The 19652-nt window shown below is 42.8% G+C and carries 15 protein-coding genes and 2 riboswitches; all 15 genes read left to right on the top strand.

The features are described from left to right. The first annotated feature begins 4 nt into the window (after positions 1–4). The 15 genes from DOZ58_RS16035 (at position 5) to DOZ58_RS16100 (ending at position 19651) form a co-directional block, all read left to right on the top strand. Complete coding sequence (locus DOZ58_RS16035) at positions 5–490, top strand: ferritin family protein (protein ID WP_111889222.1); 486 nt, start codon at positions 5–7, stop codon at positions 488–490. Positions 491–654: 164 nt separating this feature from the next. Beyond that, positions 655–1266: a 4'-phosphopantetheinyl transferase superfamily protein gene (locus DOZ58_RS16040; protein ID WP_111889223.1), complete on the top strand. Its 612-nt coding sequence runs from the start codon at positions 655–657 to the stop codon at positions 1264–1266. Between the two features lie 79 nt (positions 1267–1345). Continuing rightward, on the top strand, positions 1346–3115 hold the full coding sequence (locus tag DOZ58_RS16045) for an MATE family efflux transporter (protein ID WP_111889224.1): 1770 nt from the start codon (positions 1346–1348) through the stop codon (positions 3113–3115). A 21-nt stretch (positions 3116–3136) separates the two neighbouring features. Further along, complete coding sequence (locus DOZ58_RS16050; protein WP_111889225.1) at positions 3137–5737, top strand: amino acid adenylation domain-containing protein; 2601 nt, start codon at positions 3137–3139, stop codon at positions 5735–5737. 88 nt (positions 5738–5825) lie between these two features. Next, positions 5826–10478: a non-ribosomal peptide synthetase gene (locus tag DOZ58_RS16055; protein ID WP_111889226.1), complete on the top strand. Its 4653-nt coding sequence runs from the start codon at positions 5826–5828 to the stop codon at positions 10476–10478. A 93-nt stretch (positions 10479–10571) separates the two neighbouring features. After that, on the top strand, positions 10572–10694 hold the full coding sequence (locus DOZ58_RS19140) for a hypothetical protein (RefSeq protein WP_256372197.1): 123 nt from the start codon (positions 10572–10574) through the stop codon (positions 10692–10694). 183 nt (positions 10695–10877) lie between these two features. Beyond that, on the top strand, positions 10878–11003 hold the full coding sequence (locus DOZ58_RS16060) for a peptide-methionine (R)-S-oxide reductase (RefSeq protein WP_242988524.1): 126 nt from the start codon (positions 10878–10880) through the stop codon (positions 11001–11003). A 118-nt stretch (positions 11004–11121) separates the two neighbouring features. After that, positions 11122–12534, top strand: coding sequence for a sodium:alanine symporter family protein (locus DOZ58_RS16065; RefSeq protein ID WP_111889228.1), 1413 nt, complete (start codon positions 11122–11124; stop codon positions 12532–12534). Between the two features lie 242 nt (positions 12535–12776). Next, positions 12777–12972, top strand: a riboswitch (cobalamin riboswitch). 114 nt (positions 12973–13086) lie between these two features. Then, a complete protein-coding gene (gene cobK / locus DOZ58_RS16070; RefSeq protein ID WP_111889229.1) occupies positions 13087–13872 on the top strand; it encodes a precorrin-6A reductase in 786 nt (261 codons plus the stop codon). Positions 13873–13976: 104 nt separating this feature from the next. Then, on the top strand, positions 13977–14795 hold the full coding sequence (gene cbiQ / locus DOZ58_RS16075; RefSeq protein WP_111889801.1) for a cobalt ECF transporter T component CbiQ: 819 nt from the start codon (positions 13977–13979) through the stop codon (positions 14793–14795). Positions 14796–14816: 21 nt separating this feature from the next. Beyond that, a complete protein-coding gene (locus DOZ58_RS16080; protein WP_111889802.1) occupies positions 14817–15653 on the top strand; it encodes an energy-coupling factor ABC transporter ATP-binding protein in 837 nt (278 codons plus the stop codon). Positions 15654–15796: 143 nt separating this feature from the next. Then, the gene (locus DOZ58_RS16085) at positions 15797–16561 is read left to right on the top strand and encodes an energy-coupling factor ABC transporter permease (protein ID WP_111889230.1); all 765 of its coding nucleotides are present in this window, start codon (positions 15797–15799) and stop codon (positions 16559–16561) included. Continuing rightward, positions 16561–16902 (top strand): energy-coupling factor ABC transporter substrate-binding protein, encoded by a 342-nt coding sequence (locus tag DOZ58_RS16090; RefSeq protein ID WP_111889231.1) that lies wholly within the window; start codon positions 16561–16563, stop codon positions 16900–16902. The genes DOZ58_RS16085 and DOZ58_RS16090 overlap by 1 nt, the downstream gene beginning before the upstream one ends. Before the next feature lie 28 nt (positions 16903–16930). Continuing rightward, positions 16931–17129: riboswitch (cobalamin riboswitch) on the top strand. A 279-nt stretch (positions 17130–17408) separates the two neighbouring features. Continuing rightward, positions 17409–18443, top strand: a complete 1035-nt coding sequence (locus DOZ58_RS16095) for an iron ABC transporter permease (RefSeq protein WP_111889232.1) — start codon at positions 17409–17411, stop codon at positions 18441–18443. Next, entirely contained in the window at positions 18440–19651 is a 1212-nt protein-coding gene (locus tag DOZ58_RS16100) for an ABC transporter ATP-binding protein (RefSeq protein WP_111889233.1), read from the top strand. The genes DOZ58_RS16095 and DOZ58_RS16100 overlap by 4 nt, the downstream gene beginning before the upstream one ends. Position 19652: the final 1 nt, after the last annotated feature.

A 19652-nucleotide genomic window follows, 5' to 3' on the forward strand; every position in this document is an offset into this window, starting at 1 on the left:
AAAGATGAACACAGTTGAATTTGCAATAAAAATGGAACATGATGGCGAAAAATATTATCGGGGACTAGCAGAAGAGAATAAGGATAATTCACTTAATGCCGTATTTTTATTATTGGCCGATGATGAAAAAGATCATGCGGCACTACTAAAAAAAGAGCTCGACAAAGTAAATTATGAATTAGGTGACAATGAAGCACTCGCGAATACTGACAACGTCTTTAAAAATAAGGGTGATTTTAAAAAAAGATTCAAAGAAATACCCAAGCAATTAGATGCTTACCGAATGGCGCTACAAATGGAAAAAGACAGTATTGAACTGTATGAAAAATTATTCGAAGAATCGACAGAGGCACAGATAAAAAAATTATTTGGCTATCTGGTTAAGCAGGAAGAAAATCATTATAATATTTTTGCTAACCTGATTACCCTGGTTGAACGTCCAGAGGAATGGGTGGAAGACGCTGAATTTGGAATCCGGGAAGAATATTAAAACACGTTGTAATAGATTGCTTTTAGGCTAAAGTGAAAATTCCATAAAAAGGGATTAAACTGTCTTTTTCAAGACAGTTTAATCCCTTTTTGTGAAAGAAATTGTAAACAAATGAAAAGTTTGTTACAATGGTGCTATTGCAAATAAAAAGGGGAAGGTAATCAATGGCGGTTTATATATTTGATCGGATAGACGAATTTTCAGATGATCTTTTTAGAAGTAGTTTGAGGTTACTTCCTGCCGAACGTCAAAACAAGGCAACAGCTTATCGTCAGAAAATTGACCAAAAGCTTTCGGTATTGGGATATGTTTTATTAAACTATGGGATAAAAAGCGAGTATGGTGTTTCGGGGGCAATACAGTTCAGTTATTCCGAGCGGGGCAAACCATTTCTAATCGATTATCCCCAGATCCATTTCAATATTAGCCATTGTAAAAAAGGGGTTATCTGCGCCGTGCATCACTCAGCGGTCGGGGTCGACGTTGAAACAGTTGAAAACTATGATCCGGAACTTGCCGGACATGTTTGTAATGAAAATGAACTGAAACTAATTAATGAAAGTGATAACAAAGCGCTGACCTTTACAAAAATCTGGACAAAAAAGGAAAGTCTGCTAAAAAAAACAGGAATTGGACTGAGCGATCATTTAAAAACGATCGATACCGTTGATTCGGAAGCCATTGTACTGGTGGACCCGGCTGAAGCCTATGTGTTTTCGATCGCCGGTATGTCGTTAGTTCAGCTGGGTTTAAGAAGCGAGATTTTCAGAGCATAATAATAACATGAAAATTAGTCGCTTGAAATCGATCACAAAGTATTAGATGCGTATTGAAAAAATTAAAAGGAGATAATTGATGATAAACGAGAATTCAGAACCGATATTTGAGCGCTCAGGCGTTTTGTTACAGCGGAAGTTTTTCTCCTATCTGCTGCCGACAATTATGATGAATGTGGCATTGTCCCTGGGCATGATTGTAGATGGAATTATTGTTGGAAATATTTTGGGAACAGAAGCTTTTGCGGCGGTAAACATCTGTATTCCCATTGTATTTCTATTTTATGCAATATATGCGCTGATTGGAGTGGGGGGCTCCACTGTTGTAGCCCATTGTAAAGGACGGATGGATCACGAAGGCGCCAATTTGAATTTTACCTTATCGGTGCTTGGACTGTTGCTGATTTCAGGATTTTTGGGAATAACAGGTTTTGTTTTTTCAAATCAGATCAGCCAGATTTTAAGTGGCGGAAGTACCTTAATGCCACTGGTCAAAGATTACTATTCGGTGTTAATCCTTGGTGCCCCAGCATTGGTTGTTATTCCCGGGATTGTTTATTTTATGCGCGCAGACTCATTTCCTAAACTGGCTGCAAATATCTTGATTATTGCAAATGTCGTCAATTTGACCTGTGATCTTATTTATATGGGTGTTTTTAAAATGGGGATTAGCGGGGCTGCCTGGGCTTCGGTAACCGGTTATCTTGTTGGGGCCATGTTTGTATTGATCTATTTACTATCCTCAAAACGAAATTTAAAGTTCGTTAAACCGAAGCTGTCTGAACTCAGAAATTGTGGAAATATTTTATTAACCGGATTGCCATCAGCTTTGTTTGGAATAACGGGGTTTATAAAAAATCTTGCGATCAATTCATTTTTGATTATTAGCATTGGTCCTATTGGTGTGGCAACTTTTGGAGTTTGTCTGAATATGATTTCCACCGCGAGTATTGTTATTGGCGGAACAGCTCAAACGGTTGTGCCAGTGGTTGGGTGTACATACGGGGAAAAGGATTATGGCGGTATAAAGGTGATCATCAAAACGGCGATGACACTGGTTGCAATACTCTGTGGGGTTCTCATGGTTATATTTTTGCTTTTTCCCATGCAACTGGCGGGACTATTTGGTATTTCAGGAGATGAGGCGATGATGACTTCCATCCAGACAGCCATCCGGATATTTGCCTTTTCGTTACCATTTTTCGGGATTAATTTTTTGTTGACCAGTTATTATCAAACGGTCAATCGACGCGGGTTTGCCTCAATGATTACCGTTTTTGAGAATAATCTCGTCTTACTTCCACTGGTTTTTTTATTGGGATTACAATTTGGAGAAGTTGGAATCTGGATCGCCTTTGTTTTAAATGAAATGATTGTTTTAACCTTAATATTAATAACGGGTGGGATTATCAAAAAAAGGTCGCAAAAGGATTTAATCCCGATTTTGCTGCTCGAGAAAACAAATACACGTCTAATGGATGTGACGATTTCCAATTCACTTACTGATGCTACCGGGATTTCCAAGACAATGATGGATTTTTGTCGGGAAAATGGTATTGATGCCAAGCGAACCAACCATGTCGGGGTGATTGTGGAAGAATTAAGTGTGAACATCATCCGCTATGGATTTAAGGAAAAAGAAAAAAATGTTATCGATATTCGGTTGTCCATTATTGATTCAGATCTGGTCCTGCGCTTTAGAGATGACGGCCGGCCGTTTAATCCGGTGGCCTATATTCATGATTTTGGAGTCGAAAAAACTTATGGGCTGCGGTTAGTACATGAAATGGCGACAGATTTTCGTTACAGCTATGTTTTGAACTTTAACAATACCATGATCAGTATGTAAATTGAAAAACGGAGGAACAAAATGAAAAGTAAACCCATCAGCCATCCGCAAAAGCGGATTTTAGACAGTGAACTATTTGTGGAAAACACCACCATCAACAATATACCGATGATTATTTCCTTTCCCCCAGATAGTGAAGAACAGCTTAGACAGGTTTTAGAGTATGTGGTACTCAATACCGAGGATCTGAATATTTGCTTTGATATGGACGACAATGGTGAGATTAGTCAATATGTGAGCGAAGCGGATCTGTCCCAGATAAGTGTTTATGATTGGAAGGAGAAAACCAGCGAAGCAGTAGCGAAATCCATGGAAACGCTCGATCTTTATCCTTTTGGTAAGGTATTTAATCAATTTTTGTTTCGCTTTGGGATTATTAAAGGTGCCGATGTAACCAGGGTTCATTTGCTGCTTCACCATGCGATCTGTGATGGTACCAGTGTTAATATTCTTTGTGATTATATTATTTCGCTTTATGATACCTTGACAGCAGGTAAAGAGCTGTTTAAGCTCCATTCCAACACGATGAAATATCAAGTGGTTGAAAAGGCTTATCTGGAATCGCCGGATTGTCAGGATGATAAGGTTTATTGGCAGGAGCTATTAAAGGATGCTGGGGATCTTTCGCAAAGAATAAATGTTACTGATAGCAATGCTGCCAGACGCCATATTTTAGAACTGAAACCGGAAACGACCCAGAAACTGAATGGCTATTTAAACAGTTTTAAAAAGCCGGTATCGCCCTTTGTTTTTATGCTGGCCCTTTCAAGTCTTTATTTTGCGCGCTTTAATAATGCCAGAAAAGCAGTTCTTTCGATGGGTTTTGGCAATCGGATTTATGATGATGAAATCAATCATTCGCTGGGGATGTATGTTAGTACGGTACCGGTAATGACCGATTTTGAAATCGAAACCCCCTTTTCAAAGTTTCTGATCAGTTCAAAAGAGTCCATGAAAAAAAGTCTTAGCCATTCTCGCTATCCCTTTGACTTAATCCTTACAGATCAGCCGGCAGAGGTATCCGAAAAACTGATGAATGTGGCCATTGTTTCCAATGCCACTAAAGCGATGCCTTATCCGGTTACTGCAGGAGTGATGAATACTGGGATTGCCGGGATTACGATTCGGGTAAATTTGGCAAAGGACGATAGCCAGGGGCTTCAGGCGATAGCCTATGATTACAAAACCGCCTGTTTTGGTGAGAATCAGATTCTTAATATGGCCGCCGCCATGGAAAGTATGATTGTGGCAATTATTAATGACCCGGAAATCTCCTGCGCTAAAATTCCAGTGATCGCGGCCAGCGAAGAAAGTCGTTTGCTAAGGGACTTTAACCAGAATGATCAGGTCTATTCGGATCAAGCTCAGAGTATTGTCGAAATGTTTAGAAACCAAGCGGCAAAATTACCAGATCAAGTGGCGGTAGTTTTTAAAGACAAAACCCTGACTTTTAAAGAGGTTGATGAGATAACCACAAAACTAGCCAAACATCTTAAAAAGATGGGGGTTCATAAAGAAACCGTGGTGGGAATTATGATTGACCGCAGTGAGCTGATGGTTGTTTATCCATTAGCGGTGCTTAAAGCCGGTGCTGCTTATATGCCGTTGGACTATAGCTTTCCTGCTGACCGGTTGGCCTATATGTTGGCAGATGCCGATGTCAAGCTGATTCTTAGCGAAAACAACCTGCCAGAAGAACATCTCCCCGACTTTGCCGGGCATGTTATCAAAACGGAAGTGCTAGAAAATCTGGCAGATGATAAGAGGATCACGTTGGAAATGCCGGAAGCTGGGGATCAGTTTGTGGTGCTTTACACCTCAGGATCTACCGGAATGCCCAAGGGGTGCGTGTTGGAGCATGGCAATCTGACTAATTTCTGCAAATGGTTCCAGTCTTACTACGCGGTTACAGACGCCGACCGATGTGGGGCTTATGCCAATTTTGGCTTTGATGCCCATATGCTGGATCTTTATCCCTATCTTACCGCCGGCGCTGGCGTCTGCATTATTCCATCGGAAATCCGACTGGATTTTATTGCGCTCAACGAATATTATGAAAAAAACAAGGTCACCCTGGCTTTTATGACAACCCAACTGGGGCGCCAGTTTGTTCAGGAAATTGATAATAAAAGCTTGCGGGCGTTGACTATTGGTGGTGAAAAACTGCCCTCGATCTCGCTGCCAGACTATGATTTGTTCCATGCCTATGGACCGACCGAATGCACGATCTTTTCGACCGTTCGTAAATTCCAGACCGAAAAGGATTGCCTTTTGATCGGTGGTCCGATTGGCAATTATCAACTCTTTGTCCTGGATGAGCAACTTCAGGTATTACCCATTGGCGCCATCGGTGAGCTTTGTGTGGGCGGTGCCGGCGTGGGACGATGTTATCTCAATCGAGAAGAACTGACGCGGGAAAAATTTATAAAATGGCAGGGTCAACGGATCTACCGTACCGGGGATTTTGTTCGATGGCTGGAAAATGGGGAAATTGAATTTATCGGCCGGATGGACGGTCAGGTCAAGCTTCGGGGACTGCGGATTGAGCTGGGTGAAGTCGAAAGCCGGATGGCTCAGTTTGAGGGAATCACCGCCAGTTTGAGGGAATCACCGCCAGTTTGAGGGAATCACCGCTTGTTGCGTCGATGTAAAGGAACTGGGCGGAACGCAGCACCTCTGCGCCTATTATACGGCTCCAGCGGAAGTGGATGTGGCGGAATTAAAGGCCTTTTTGGCCGAAAAATTGACCTCTTTTATGATTCCTACCGCCTATATGCAATTGGAACAGTTGCCACTGACCCCCAATGGTAAATTTAATAAAAAAGCTTTGCCAGAGCCGATGATTACCCGGGGCGAGATTGTTTTGCCAAAGAATGCATTGCAACAGCAAATATTTGTGGTTATCAGCGAGATTGTTGGAACCGACGAGTTTGGGATCACGGACGACCTTTTCACCATTGGCTTTACTTCGTTGATGGCCATTCGTTTGTCGGTTAAGCTTCATAAAATCTGCGGGATTGAAATAAAAACGACAGACATTATTAGCAATAAAACCATTGAAAAGTTGGAAAAACTGGTAACGAATTCAGCTTCGGCCACTAAGAAAGAGGTAGTTAGTTACGAAAAACAGCCAAGCTATCCACTTACTGAAAATCAGCTGGGAATTTATCTGGAGTGTCAGAAAGACCCCCAGGCGTTACAATACAATATCCCTTCGGAAATAAAGCTGTCAAATCAGATTAGTGCCGCAGCGCTGGTGGAGGCAGTCGGAAAGGTGATCAATCGACACAGCTATTTAAAAACTTATCTGGTCGATGAAAATGGTAGCGTTACGCAGAAACGTAATGATCAGGCCGAGCCCCAGGTATTATTGATAGAATCCACGGAAACGGAATATCCAAAGATTAAGGCGGCGTTTGTTAAACCTTTTGATCTATACAGGGAGCCGCTTTATCGGGTGACTATCGTAAAAACGCCAAAACAGATCTATCTGCTTTGTGATTTCCATCACATCATTTTTGATGGCGCATCCTTACAGATTTTTCTGACCGATCTGGTAGCGGCTTATGATGGAAGTCCACTGGAGGAAGAAGCGTACACGGCTTTTGATCTGGCTTTGAAAGAAGCTGATTATCAGCAAACAAAAGACTATCTAGCGGATCAAGCCTATTTTGACGCGATCATCAAGCCGGAAATGACCGTGATACCTGGTGATCGTAATCATTCAGGGGAAGCGCTGCTGGCGTCAGAAAAGCTGGTAGTTGATGGTAAGGTGGTTGATGACTTCTGCAAAAGTCAGGGAATTTCTCCCAGCGGTCTGTTTATGGGTGGGCTGATTATGGCGCTCTATCGTTATTCTCGAAATCCAGATGTTCAGTTTACCACTATTTCCAATGGGCGGGGTGATGTTCGGGTCGGTCGCAGTATCGGTATGCTGGTTAAAACCTTACCCATCGGTCTGGAGATACAGAATGATGAAGCGGTCGGAGCTTTTGTAAAACGGGTTCAGAATCTGCTGTTTGAAGCGATGAGTCACGAAGCTTATCCTTTTACCAGAATTGCCGAAGCCCACCACTTGACCCCGACGATTAACTTTGCTTATCAGGCCGGGGTACTGGAAGCCGTAACACTAGCAGGTGAACCCTTACAAATAAACGAAATGGGACAGCAGAAACCGAAATTTTCCTTATCCATTCATATCAATTCGCGGGGATGTGATTATGAGATTGAGACGCAGTATCACCAGGGCCTTTATTCCCAGGTAATGATGATGCGCCTGACAGAAAGCATTAGACAGCTAGTGGCTCAGATGATTAGTAATAGTGAACAGCCGGTGAAATCACTGTCGATGTTAGGGGCCGTAGATCGTCTTAAATTAAAAAGTTTTAACGTGACAGAGGCCCAGTTGGATGAAAAAATTCCAGTTCGTCGCTTTGAAATAATGGCTCGAAGTTATCCAGAGCGAACGGCCTTAATTGCTAAAGATGGTCGGCTGAGCTTTGATCAGTTGAATCGTTTGTCAAACCGGGTCGCGAATGCTTTGATAAAAAAGGGCATCAAACCGGAGGATAAGATTGCGTTTTTATTGGATCGCGACAGCCGCCTGCATATTGCCCTCTTTGGAATTCTCAAATCAGGAGCGGCTTTTATTCCTGTTGATCCTGAATATCCGAGTGAGCGGATTGCCGAGGTTCTAGCTGATAGTGCCGCCAAATATCTGATCACCAGCAATGAAAATATCTCAGCAGGATTTGATCGGGCGCTGGATATTGATGAGTTGTTAAAAGGCAATGACGATAAAAATCCAGAGATAGACATTGCTCCGGATAATCTGGTTTACCTCATTTATACATCGGGTTCCACCGGCAAACCCAAGGGAGTGATGTTGGAACAGGAAGGTTTGGCCAATTATGTGGCTAATATACCCAATAATAACTTTGTTCAGGCACTGGTTAACAATGTGTCGACCTTATTATCGATTACCACTGTGGCCTTTGATGTATTTTTGAAAGAGAATATGACAGCATTGCTCAATGGTATCACGATTGCCTTTGCTGACGAAGAACAGGTGAATAACCCCAATGATTTGGCGGCCTTTTTCAAGGAATCTGGGGCGGATGGGTTTTCCGCAACTCCTTCCCGGATGATTTCCTATTTGGAGTCAGAAGTTTTTAAAACTGTTTTGGGATCAGCCCGTCTGATCATCTGTGGCGGTGAAAAATACCCATCGAACCTGTATAATATCCTAAAAGGTCTGACCAATGCGGTTTTATTCAACAGCTACGGGCCCACGGAGATCACCATCTCTTCAAATGCCAGACATTTGGAAAACGACCAGATCACCATCGGAGCGCCGCTAGCTAATGTCCGGGAATATATTTGTGACCCGGATGGCAACCTGCTGCCCATTGGGGTCGTTGGCGAATTGCTAGTTGGCGGTAAAGGAGTTGGCCGGGGGTATCTAAATAATCCGGAACTTACAGCCAAACAATTTATCAGCTTTAATAATGAACGGGTATATAAAACCGGAGACTATGCGAAGTGGACTGAAAATGGTGAAGTGGCAGTGCTGGGACGGATGGATCATCAAATAAAACTGCGTGGGCTGCGGATTGAACTGGGTGAAATTGAAGCCCTGATCAGTCGCTATCCGGGTATATCCCAGGGAGTGGTAACCATTCAGGAAATCAATGGGGTAGAATATCTCTGTGCCTATTATACGGCTGGGAAATGGATTAATCCTGATCAGCTAGCCAAACATTTAAAGAAAAAACTGACTAAATACATGGTACCCACCTATTTCACGCAGTTGGAACAATTTGTCATGAATCAAAATGGCAAGATCGATATGAAGGCGTTGCCGCAACCGGAGCTAACCAAAACTGGCGATTATGTGAAGCCGGAGTCTGATCTTGAAAAGAAAATTTGCGAAGCATTTGAAGAAACCCTGGGGATTAAACCGATTGGGACTAATGACAATTTCTTTGAAATTGGTGGGACTTCACTGATGGCAACAAAACTAACCATTAAGGCGGAAAAACGTGGCGTTAAAATCAGTTATGCCAATATTTTTAAATATCAGACCCCTGGGGAAATGGCTGAATTTATGAAAAATGAGGGACACGTCCCACTTCAGGGCGGTTGTCGGCAACAGGAAGTCCGAAATTATAACTACAATGAGATTAATCGGGTGTTACAATTTAATACCATGGATGAACTGCGAAAAGCCGAGCATGTCGCGGGTGAGTGCGTGGGGAATATTTTGCTGACCGGCGCCACTGGATACCTCGGAGTTCATATTCTGGAGAACTTTATCGAGAATTATCCTGGCACGGCTTATTGTGTCGTGCGTCCGAAGGGTTCCTTAAGTGGTGAGAAGCGCTTGAAAAACATGCTGGTCTTCTACTTTAATAAGGATTATGCTGAGTTCTTCGGAAATCGCATTCAGATTGTCGAAGGAGAAATTACCGACAGTACTTTTCTGAATTGCTTAAATGCGATTAACGTCGATACTGTGATCAATTGTGCGGCTAATGTGAAGCATTTTGCCGCTGGAACAGAAATTGAAAATATTAATGTGGGTGGGGTTCAGCTGCTGATTGATTATTGTATGGCCCAAGAAGCTCGGCTGATTCAGATTTCTACCCATAGCATTGCGGGTACCAGTATTGACAGTCAGCCGCCGGTAGATACCAAGCTGTCAGAAAACAATCTTTTTATCGGTCAGGATCTCGACAATAAGTATGCAAATAGTAAATTTACGGCCGAGCGATATATTCTGGAGGCCGTAAATCAGGGATTGAAAGCGAAAATTATGCGGGTTGGAAATCTGATGGCCCGGAATTCTGACGGAGAATTCCAGATCAATTTTAATTCCAATGCCTTTATGGGTAAACTGAAAGCTTATAAACTGATTGGGGCCTTTCCATTTTCTGGTCTGGAAGCATCCGTGGAATTTGCCCCAATCGATTCCACCGCGGCGGCTATCCTTAAGCTCAGCGAAACGGCTGACCATTTCAGGGTCTTCCATCCCTACAATAATCATCATATCACAATGGCTGATGTGATTGCCGCGATGGGGCGCTACGGATTTGAGATTGCGATCATCAGCGAAAAAGAGTTCCAGAAACGATTGGAAACAGCGATGAATGATGACCGCCTGACCCGTTATTTATCGGGGATCATTGCCTACACCGATACCGGCTCGCACCAGCAGATTGCTTATCTGGGCAGTGAACAACGGTTTACCACTAATATGCTTTTCCGTAAAGGATATAAATGGCCGATTACCAGTGATGATTATCTTCATAAGATGATAGCCGCTATTGATGGACTTGGATTTTTCGAGATTGGTCAAAAATAAAGCGTTCAGGATGAGGATGTAATGCACAAAAAAATTCGTGATAAAATTACATTTGTTCGATATACCACAATGAGATTTAGGATTTAATAAAAATTGAATAGTGATAAGCAGGCGTCGGTTGAAATCAATAAATGCGAAACAGATCTGAAAAAGATCAATGAGTTTGCCGTCAATCAGCAGATGATTCACGGCGAACCGGACAGCCTATATCTGTAGAAATAACCGCTTGAACAGCCAGTGAATGGTCTTGAAGCCTTTCTTAATATTATTGAAGACTGATTAGCACTCGGAAAGATAGGGTAATAATAAAACAGTTGCAGGAAAGGTAGGAATCACGATGAAATATCAAAAAAAGGATCCGCATACCATATTAAAACACTGTCACCGGATCAATATGTGGTGACCCAGAAAAAAGCCACTGAATCGCCGTTTCAAAATGAGTACTATAACGAATATCGAAAGGGGCTTTATGTGATTATCAGCACTGGGGAGCCGCTTTATTATGGAAACGTATGTTTTGAATAGTTTCGATTAGTATTAAAGAAGCCTACCTTTTAGCGCTAGCATTACCTTGAGTCTCTTGGCATAAACCGACTAACTATGCTACGATATTTAAGTTGCTTTAAAAATTCAGGAGGAATACATGAACTTTTCGGAAATAGTTACAGCGATCAACAATTTAGTTTGGGGACCTGTTATGCTAATGCTTTTAGTAGGAACAGGAATCTTTTTAACCATTCGGTTAAAGTTTTTGCCATGGCGTAACCTTGGTTATGCTTTGAAATCAATTTTTGTAAAAACCGAGAAAACGAAGAAGAAAAAACGTGGGGATATTTCCCCTTTTCAATCGTTAATGACATCTTTGGCCGCCACCATCGGTACAGGAAATATCGTCGGTGTGGCAACGGCCATGGTACTGGGAGGTCCTGGTGCCCTGGTATGGATGTGGATCAGTGCCCTGTTTGGTCTTTCCACCAAATATGGTGAAAGTGTACTGGCCATAAAATATCGGGAAACCAACGAACAGGGCGAAATGTCCGGAGGGCCCATGTATGCCATGAAAAATGGCATTAAAATTAAATGGCTGGGATCCACAATGGCCGTTTTATTTTCAGTCTTTGCAGTGGCCGCTTCTTTTGGTATCGGCAACATGACCCAGGCCAACTCCATCTCAAATGCGGTTTATGGAACCTTTGGGGTGCCAACCTGGATTACCGGACTCATCATTACAGGTCTGGCGATCACTGTGCTTCTTGGCGGGATTAAAAGTATCGGAAAGGTTTGCGGCATAATTGTACCGTTTATGGCTGTTTTGTATTTTATCGCCGCATTAACCGTCATTATCATTAATTATGAAAATGTCCCAGCCGGCATAGCTGAAATCTTTACGATGGCTTTTTCTCCCACTGCCATTGCCGGTGGTGTCGGTGGAACGATTATTGCCAGTATGTTAACCGCGATGCGTTGGGGCGTTGCCCGGGGGGTTTTTTCCAATGAGGCGGGCCTGGGCTCCGCACCCATCGCCGCAGCGGCTGCAGTAACCGACTATCCTTCACGACAGGGCTATATCAATATGACCGGCACCTTTTTTGATACCCTGGTAACCTGCAGTATTACCGGCATAGTCATTGCCTCTTCCGGTGCATTAGGCAGTGTGGATGCCTCTGGAAATTTGGTAACCGGTGTGAATCTCACTATTATGGCATTTCAATCTGCATTAGGACCTGCCGGAGGATGGATTATAACCATTGGTATTATGCTATTTGCTTTTTCAACTATTTTGGGTTGGGAATATTATGGCGAAAAATCCCTGGAATATCTTATCAGAGCGCCCATAGCAACTAAGATCTATCGATTTGTTTACTGTCTGGTTACCTTTATCGGTTCAACCATTGCTTTGGAAATCGTCTGGGATACCATGAACGGCCTCATGGCCATTCCAAATCTCATTTGCCTGTTGCTTTTGAGTAATGTTATTGCCAAAGAGTGCTTTGATTATCAAGATCGCATCATCACACCAGCAAGACTGGCACGCAAAGCTTTGAAAAATAAATAAACTAAAGTAAAGAAAACGGGTGTTGGTCTGACTGATGATTTAAAAACCATTGATACCATCGATTCAGAAGCCATCGTGCTGGTGGATCCTGATGAAACCGATGTGACTTCCATCGCCGGTCTGTCATTAGTCGAGCTGGGTTTAAGAACGGAACTTTTCAAGTTATAAAAAATCCGACAAAAAAATCCGTGACAAAATTACTATTTTTTGATATAGTACAAGAGACTTAAAAAAAGAATAAGAATTTAATAAGATAAACAGGTGTCGGCTGTAATCCATGTATTATAAGCCGGTGAAAAGGGAAGAGGGGTGAAAATCCCCCGCGGTCCCGCCGCTGTAAGAGAAGAGTTCCTCCAGGAATGCCACCACTTAGTTGGGAAGGCAGGAGGTAATGCTGACGCTCAAGCCAGAAGACCTGCCTGTTTGTGTATCTCAAACTCTACGAGAGATGGAGGAGGTTTATTTTTGTACGCATTTTTGCGACCTCATTGTCTTGTTTAGAGATAATGAGGTTTTTTGGTGCAAAAAAGTAAGAAATAGGATGGAGAATTAATGTCAAAAGTACTCGTAATAGCCGGGACAACCGACGCAAAGACAGTGATTGAAAGACTACTAGAAAAAAAACAGGATACGGCAGTGACGGTTACTTCGCGATTGGGAGCTGGTATGTTGGATGAGTTTAATAATCTGGATATTTATCAGGGTAAACTGAACAAAGATTACATTACCCAGTTGATTAGAAAGCTTAAACCGGCCTGTTTAATTGACGCCTCCAATCCATTTTCAACAGAAATAACAAGAAACGCCATCAATGTCTGCAAATTCGAAGCCCTGCCCTATCTTCGTTATGAACGGGAGCGGATCAGATATGAGGATGACCCGGACATTACCATCGTTAAGAACTACGGAGAAGCCTGTGATGTTCTGGAAAACTGCGAAGGCAATATTTTACTTACGCTTGGGAGTAATAAGATTGAAACATTCAAAAGGATTCCCGACTTCTCGAAAAGGATTTATCTGCGCGTGCTTCCAGACTGGAAAGTTTTAAGTAAATGCGAAAGTCTGGGATTTAACCCCAGAAATATCATTGCCATTAAGGGCCCCTATAATGAAGCGTTAAATATTGAATTATTTAAATATTGTAAGGCGTCGGTCCTGGTAACCAAGGAAAGTGGCAACATGGGTGGCGTAGTGGACAAAATCAAAGCCGCTAAAAAACTGGGGATGAAAATTATTCTGGTCGACCGGATTGAAGAAAACTGCAGCAATAAATTCTCTTCAATTGAAGAGTTGATGAAAGGTGTGGGAAAAATTTGCCATGGTCAGTTGAATCAGTAAGCGTCAAGACAAGCAAACAATAGAAGGGTAGGCTTCATGTGGAAAAAAGTTTAGATAAATGGATCAGTGTTGTAAAAACCGGTGAAAAACCGGAGCATGAAACAATGCATCATCAGAAGCGACACCATCATCAAATTGGACATAAACATGGCGAAGGATCGGCCATTGATTTTTATGCCTATGCCTCAAAAATAAGACAGTGGAACCCGACCTTTAAAGTGGTTTTTTCCTTTACCACCCTGCTTCTTTGCATTGGGCTAAATAATCCCTTTGTGTCTCTGGCCGTAATCGCCAGCATGGCCTATTTGACGGTGTTAAAAGGCGGACTGCCGCTGGGAGCGTATATTTCGGTACTGATGATACCGATTACCTTTATTCTTCTGGGAACCATTGCCATTGGGGTTGATTTTTCAAGCCAGCCGATCGGGCAGTTTAATCTTTTTCTTGGTTTTGGCTATCTCTTTACCTCAGTTGCCAAGCTCCAGGAAATGGCCTTTCTGATTCTGAAAGTCTTTGGTGCCATTAGCGCCATGATTATGATGACCTTGTCCACACCTTCTTCAGAAATCATCGGGGTGCTCCGAAAGGCCCATGTGCCCAAGCTGATTATTGAGCTAATGAACCTGATTTATCGGTATATTTTTATTATGCTGGATGTTTTTAATAACATACGAAATTCTGCCGATTCCCGCCAGGGCTATAGTGATTTTAAGACTGCCTGCTATACCTTTGGCAGTGTCGCCAGCAATATGCTGGTGGTTTCACTTAAAAAGGCCAATGCTTATTATACCGCCATGGAAGCCAGAGGCTATGACGGCGATTTGGTTTTTCTGGAAGAAGAAAAGAAGCTTCAGGTGAGTCACCTGATAATTGGGGCTGCCTTCATGATTTTTCTGATTCTGCTTGGGATTTTTACGCACTAGAAAGGATTGATGGCATTAATTATGAGTGAACCAATACTAAAGGTCAGCGAGCTTTATTACAGTTATGGAAACGGAAACCCGGCGCTGGATGGGGTCAGTGTGAATATTTTTAAGGGCGAAAAGATTGCGGTGATCGGATCGAACGGGTCTGGTAAGTCGACCTTTTTTCTTAATGCCAATGGGGTACTTAAAGCCGATCACGGCGAAATCAGCTATCAGGGCACAATTATTAATAAAAAGAATATAAAAGATTTGCGCAAGAATATCGGGATTGTTTTTCAGGACGCCGACAATCAGATCATTGCCTCCACCGTCATGGCCGAGGTTGGTTTTGGCCCGATGAATTTAAAACTGCCTCGAGAAGAGGTAATCAGCCGGGTCGATGAGGCCCTAACCTACATGAACATCCTCGATTTTAAAGATCGTCCGCCTCATTATTTAAGTGGCGGCGAAAAAAAGCGGGTGACGATTGCTGATATTATCGCGATGAAATCAGAGGTCATTATCTTTGATGAACCAACCGCGGCCCTGGATCCCCTCAATGCCCAGATGTTAGAAGAGGTGCTACTAAAGCTCGGAGAAGAAGGCAAAACGATGCTGATCTCCACGCACGATGTGGATTTTGCCTATCGTTGGGCAGAGCGGGCGATAGTTTTTGATCAGGGAAAAATTATTGCTGATGGAACGCCATTGGAGATTTTTAAAAACGCGAGAATCCTGGAGCAGGCAAATCTGAAACGGCCAGCCATGCTCGATGTTTATGAGATGCTGGTTGAAAACAAAATGATAAAGGACGAAAGCAACTATCCAACCACTCCCCAGGCGCTTAAAGTTTTATTACAAAAAAATATTCGGTAAAGAGTCATTTAGGTAGATGGTTACGATAGCAGTAATTGCGCAATCGATTTTAAGTTAAGTTGGCTTTGTGAGAGTTCAAAATTGAGCGCTCAAGAATTTTCGCAAACCCTTATAATATATAGATAAAAACTAGAGGAGGAACTATGAACACAAGTTTAACAACAAGAGAGAAGCGATTTATTGCGGCTGCGGCTGCGATCGCCCTGGTATTTGGGTTTACCCCGGTGGCCAGTGCGATGCACATTATGGAAGGTTACCTGCCAGTCGGTTTTAGTGTGGCCTGGGGCGTGATCTGTATTCCATTTTTAATTAAGGGTTACATGTCGATAAAAAAAACACTCAAAGAAAATCCTAAAACCATCACCTTACTGGCTATGGCTGGAGCCTATGTTTTTGTGTTATCATCTTTAAAAATTCCATCCGTAACCGGCAGTTGTTCTCATATGACCGGGACCGGGCTGGGCGCGATTCTGTTTGGACCAGCGGCAGTCAGTATTTTAGGCGTCATTGTCCTATTGTTTCAAGCTATTTTGCTGGCACATGGTGGGCTGACGACTCTGGGCGCGAATACCTTTTCAATGGCGATTGCCGGCCCCTTTGTAACCTTCGGAATTTTTATACTTTGTAAAAAAATAAAAATTAATAAGCATGTCGGTGTTTTTCTGGCAGCGGCAATTGGCGATTTGTTTACCTATTGTGTTACCGCATTCCAGTTGGCGATGGCCTATCCTTCCGAAAGTGGTGGCGTTGCCGCTTCGATGGTTAAATTTTTAGCCGTCTTTGCACCGACTCAGGTTCCCTTGGCTATCATCGAAGGAATTTTAACCGTGGTTATTATAATCGGGCTGGAAACCTATGCACAACCAGAACTTAATGATCTGGGATATCTTACCGGAGGTGTAAAATAATGACAGCGACAAAAAAAACAGTCATTGGTCTTTTAGTGTTGGCAGTAATCATTGCTCTGGTCCCCCTGTTTATCTTGCAGGATGCCGAGTTTGGGGGCTCTGATGATGCGGGCAGTGGGGTTGTGTCTGAGATTACCGGAACAGAGTATGAACCCTGGTTTACCCCAATTTTTGAAACGGCGATAAACGGTGAAATACCCGGTGAAGTGGAAAGTTTGTTTTTCTGTCTTCAAACCGGAATCGGGGTCGGGATTATTGCCTTCTTAATGGGGCGATTTGTGGAGCGAAAGAAAAAAGAAGACGAGCCAAAAAAAACAGACTCAAAAAAAGCTAAGAAATAAGACGGGTTTAAAAGGACTAAGTTTAAAAATTGAATAATTAAAAACAGGTGTCGGTTGCAATCCATTGTATTGCAGGCCGATTAAAAGGGAAGAGAGGTGAAAATCCTCCGCGGTCCCGCCGCTGTAAAAGAAGAGTTCCTCCAGGAATGCCACTGTAGAAATATGGGAAGGTAGGAGGGTATGTTGACGCTTGAGCCAGAAGACCTGCCTGTTTATGCAAAACTCTGCGAGAGACAGAAAAAAGGTTTTATTTGCGTACCGTTTTACGGGCTCATTGTCTCAATTTGAGATAATGAGCCTTTTTTTATACTTGGGAAAATTACAAAATAGTCAGATCAACATTTCTGATTAAAGGACAAAGCAAAACTGTCAGAGCAATTAATATTGCGAGCTAGCAGGGGAAATTGCGAAAATATTGGTTAGCATCGATAGTATTAATTTAGAAATATAAATGGAGGTTTCATAATGAAGAAAAAAGCAACGAAAATTATGAATCAGAGGTGGTAATGGAAAGTATAAAAAACAGAAAAGCACGACAAATCAGCATCCTGGTCTTGATTCTTGGGGCCATTGTGGTGATTTCGCTATACAGCATCAGTGTGGGGTCCATCAATATCAGTATTCCGGATATTCTATCTATTTTGTCGGGAAAAGCAGTGGCAGATGATACCTATGGCCCGATTATTATGAATATTCGCCTACCCAGAACCCTGGCTACGATCATGGGGGGAGCCTGTCTGGCACTTTCCGGTTTGTTGCTGCAGATATTTTTTAAAAATCCAATCGTCGAGCCTTATATTTTAGGGGTCTCATCCGGGGCAACCTTGTTCGTGGGGCTGGTACTATTAGGTGGATTCTCATTCGGATTGAAGTCCCTGCCCCCGATGGGTTTGTTTGCCGGTGCTTTTCTGGGTGCCATGCTGGTGATGGTGGTGGTGGTTTTTGCCGCTCAAAAAGTAAAGAACATCACAACCCTTTTAATCATCGGGATGATGGCCGGGTTTATTTGCAATGCCTTTACCAGTATCCTGACCGCTTTTGCCGACAAAGAACAGCTGCATGGCTTTGTGATGTGGTCGATGGGCAGTTTTTCGGGATTCTCCTGGCCACAGGTCCAGTTTTTATATGGCATCGGTTTACCGATGATTATTCTGGCTTTTGTTTTGAGTAAACCATTAAATGCCATGCTCTTTGGTGAGAATTATGCGATTTCCATGGGGCTCAGCATGAAAAAATTCCGGGTGATTGTGATTCTGATTGCCAGTGTCTTGACGGCAACGATCACCGCCTTTGCCGGGCCAATTTCCTTTGTCGGCCTGGCCGTTCCCCATATGGTGCGAATCACTCTAGGGACGTCAGATAATCGCATTCTGATACCGGGGGTCATTTTCGCTGGGGCCTTGATGACCGGGGTTTGTGATCTTATTGCACGGATGATTCTTTCCCCCATTGAACTGCCCTTGGGGGTTATTACGGCCTTAATCGGTGCGCCGATTGTTGTTTACTTACTCGTCCATAAAACGAAAGGAAATGAGCTATGAAACCAGTAATCTTCACTGAAAATCTGAATGTTGGTTATGATAAAAAGGTAGTTGTTGAACAAGTGGATATTTGTGCCCAAAAAGGAGAACTGATCTGTTTGTTGGGTCCCAATGGGTCTGGAAAATCTACGATTTTGCGGACCTTAACGGGATTGCAACCACCGGTAAATGGGCGAGTTGAAATTAATGGAAGGGATATAGCGACCATCAAAAAAGCAGAACTGGCTAAAAAAATGGCGATCGTGCTGACTGAACAGGTCTCGTTGGGACTGTTGACTGTTTTTGAAATTGCTTCAATGGGTCGATATCCCCATACCAATTTTATGGGAAGACTATCAGCAGAAGACGAAAAGATTGTTAATGAGGCGCTTGATCTGGTTGATGCTGGATATCTGAAAAACCGCTATTATTTCGAACTTAGCGATGGTGAAAAACAAAAGGTCATGATTGCCCGGGCGTTGGTTCAGGAACCCGAGCTGATTGTTCTGGATGAACCTACCAGTCATCTGGATGTTCGGCACAAGGTGGAAGTCATCAGTATTTTAAGAAAACTCTGTCTGGAAAAAGGCATCACCGTGGTGCTATCCCTCCATGACATTGATATTGCTATTAAAGGCTGTCAGAAGATTTTACTGATTGAAAAGGGTAAGGTTAAAGCTCAGGGAACGCCAGAAGAGATTATCAAAACTGGTACAATTCAGAGTCTTTACTCAATTGAAGGGGCTAATTATAATGAGTTGTTAGGGTGCCTCGAATTTTGTTCACCGGTATTACCGGAAGTGTTTATTACCGGCGGAAATGGCACTGGAACCGGCGTTTATCGGGCCGTATCCCGAGCTGGTTTTGGCATGTGCTGCGGGGTACTGCATAGCAATGACATTGACTTGCATGTGGCAAAGGCCCTCAATTGCGATGTTGTTGAAGAAGACTCGTTTAGTCGGATTACCGAAAAACATTACGAAGATGCAGCAGCTAAAATGGCAAAAATGCACTATGTTATTGACACCGGCTTTCCGGTGGGAAAAACGAATGAGCATAATCTGGATTTAATCATTGATGCCATCAAAATGGGAAAAGTAGTTTTTAGCTTAACTGATCAAAGCGAATTAAAAGGACGGTTTGGTGATTGGGCCGAAAAAATAAAATGCTGTAAAAATCCGGCCGAGATTTTGCAGATCATCCCGCCACAAACAGGAAGTGGGTGCTGAG

Origin of the sequence: Acetobacterium sp. KB-1 (genome assembly GCF_003260995.1) — a bacterium.
GTDB lineage: Bacteria > Bacillota > Clostridia > Eubacteriales > Eubacteriaceae > Acetobacterium > Acetobacterium carbinolicum.

Bases quoted from the DNA above. Each gene is read 5' to 3' on its own strand.
- DOZ58_RS16080 (WP_111889802.1), top strand. From the start codon at position 14,817: ATGAGTGAACCAATACTAAAGGTCAGCGAGCTTTATTACAGTTATGGA.
- DOZ58_RS16045 (WP_111889224.1), top strand. From the start codon at position 1,346: ATGATAAACGAGAATTCAGAACCGATATTTGAGCGCTCAGGCGTTTTG.
- DOZ58_RS16100 (WP_111889233.1), top strand. From the start codon at position 18,440: ATGAAACCAGTAATCTTCACTGAAAATCTGAATGTTGGTTATGATAAA.
- DOZ58_RS16050 (WP_111889225.1), top strand. From the start codon at position 3,137: ATGAAAAGTAAACCCATCAGCCATCCGCAAAAGCGGATTTTAGACAGT.
- DOZ58_RS16090 (WP_111889231.1), top strand. From the start codon at position 16,561: ATGACAGCGACAAAAAAAACAGTCATTGGTCTTTTAGTGTTGGCAGTA.
- DOZ58_RS16040 (WP_111889223.1), top strand. From the start codon at position 655: ATGGCGGTTTATATATTTGATCGGATAGACGAATTTTCAGATGATCTT.
- DOZ58_RS16085 (WP_111889230.1), top strand. From the start codon at position 15,797: ATGAACACAAGTTTAACAACAAGAGAGAAGCGATTTATTGCGGCTGCG.
- DOZ58_RS16095 (WP_111889232.1), top strand. From the start codon at position 17,409: ATGGAAAGTATAAAAAACAGAAAAGCACGACAAATCAGCATCCTGGTC.
- DOZ58_RS16035 (WP_111889222.1), top strand. From the start codon at position 5: ATGAACACAGTTGAATTTGCAATAAAAATGGAACATGATGGCGAAAAA.
- cbiQ (WP_111889801.1), top strand. From the start codon at position 13,977: ATGCATCATCAGAAGCGACACCATCATCAAATTGGACATAAACATGGC.
- cobK (WP_111889229.1), top strand. From the start codon at position 13,087: ATGTCAAAAGTACTCGTAATAGCCGGGACAACCGACGCAAAGACAGTG.
- DOZ58_RS16065 (WP_111889228.1), top strand. From the start codon at position 11,122: ATGAACTTTTCGGAAATAGTTACAGCGATCAACAATTTAGTTTGGGGA.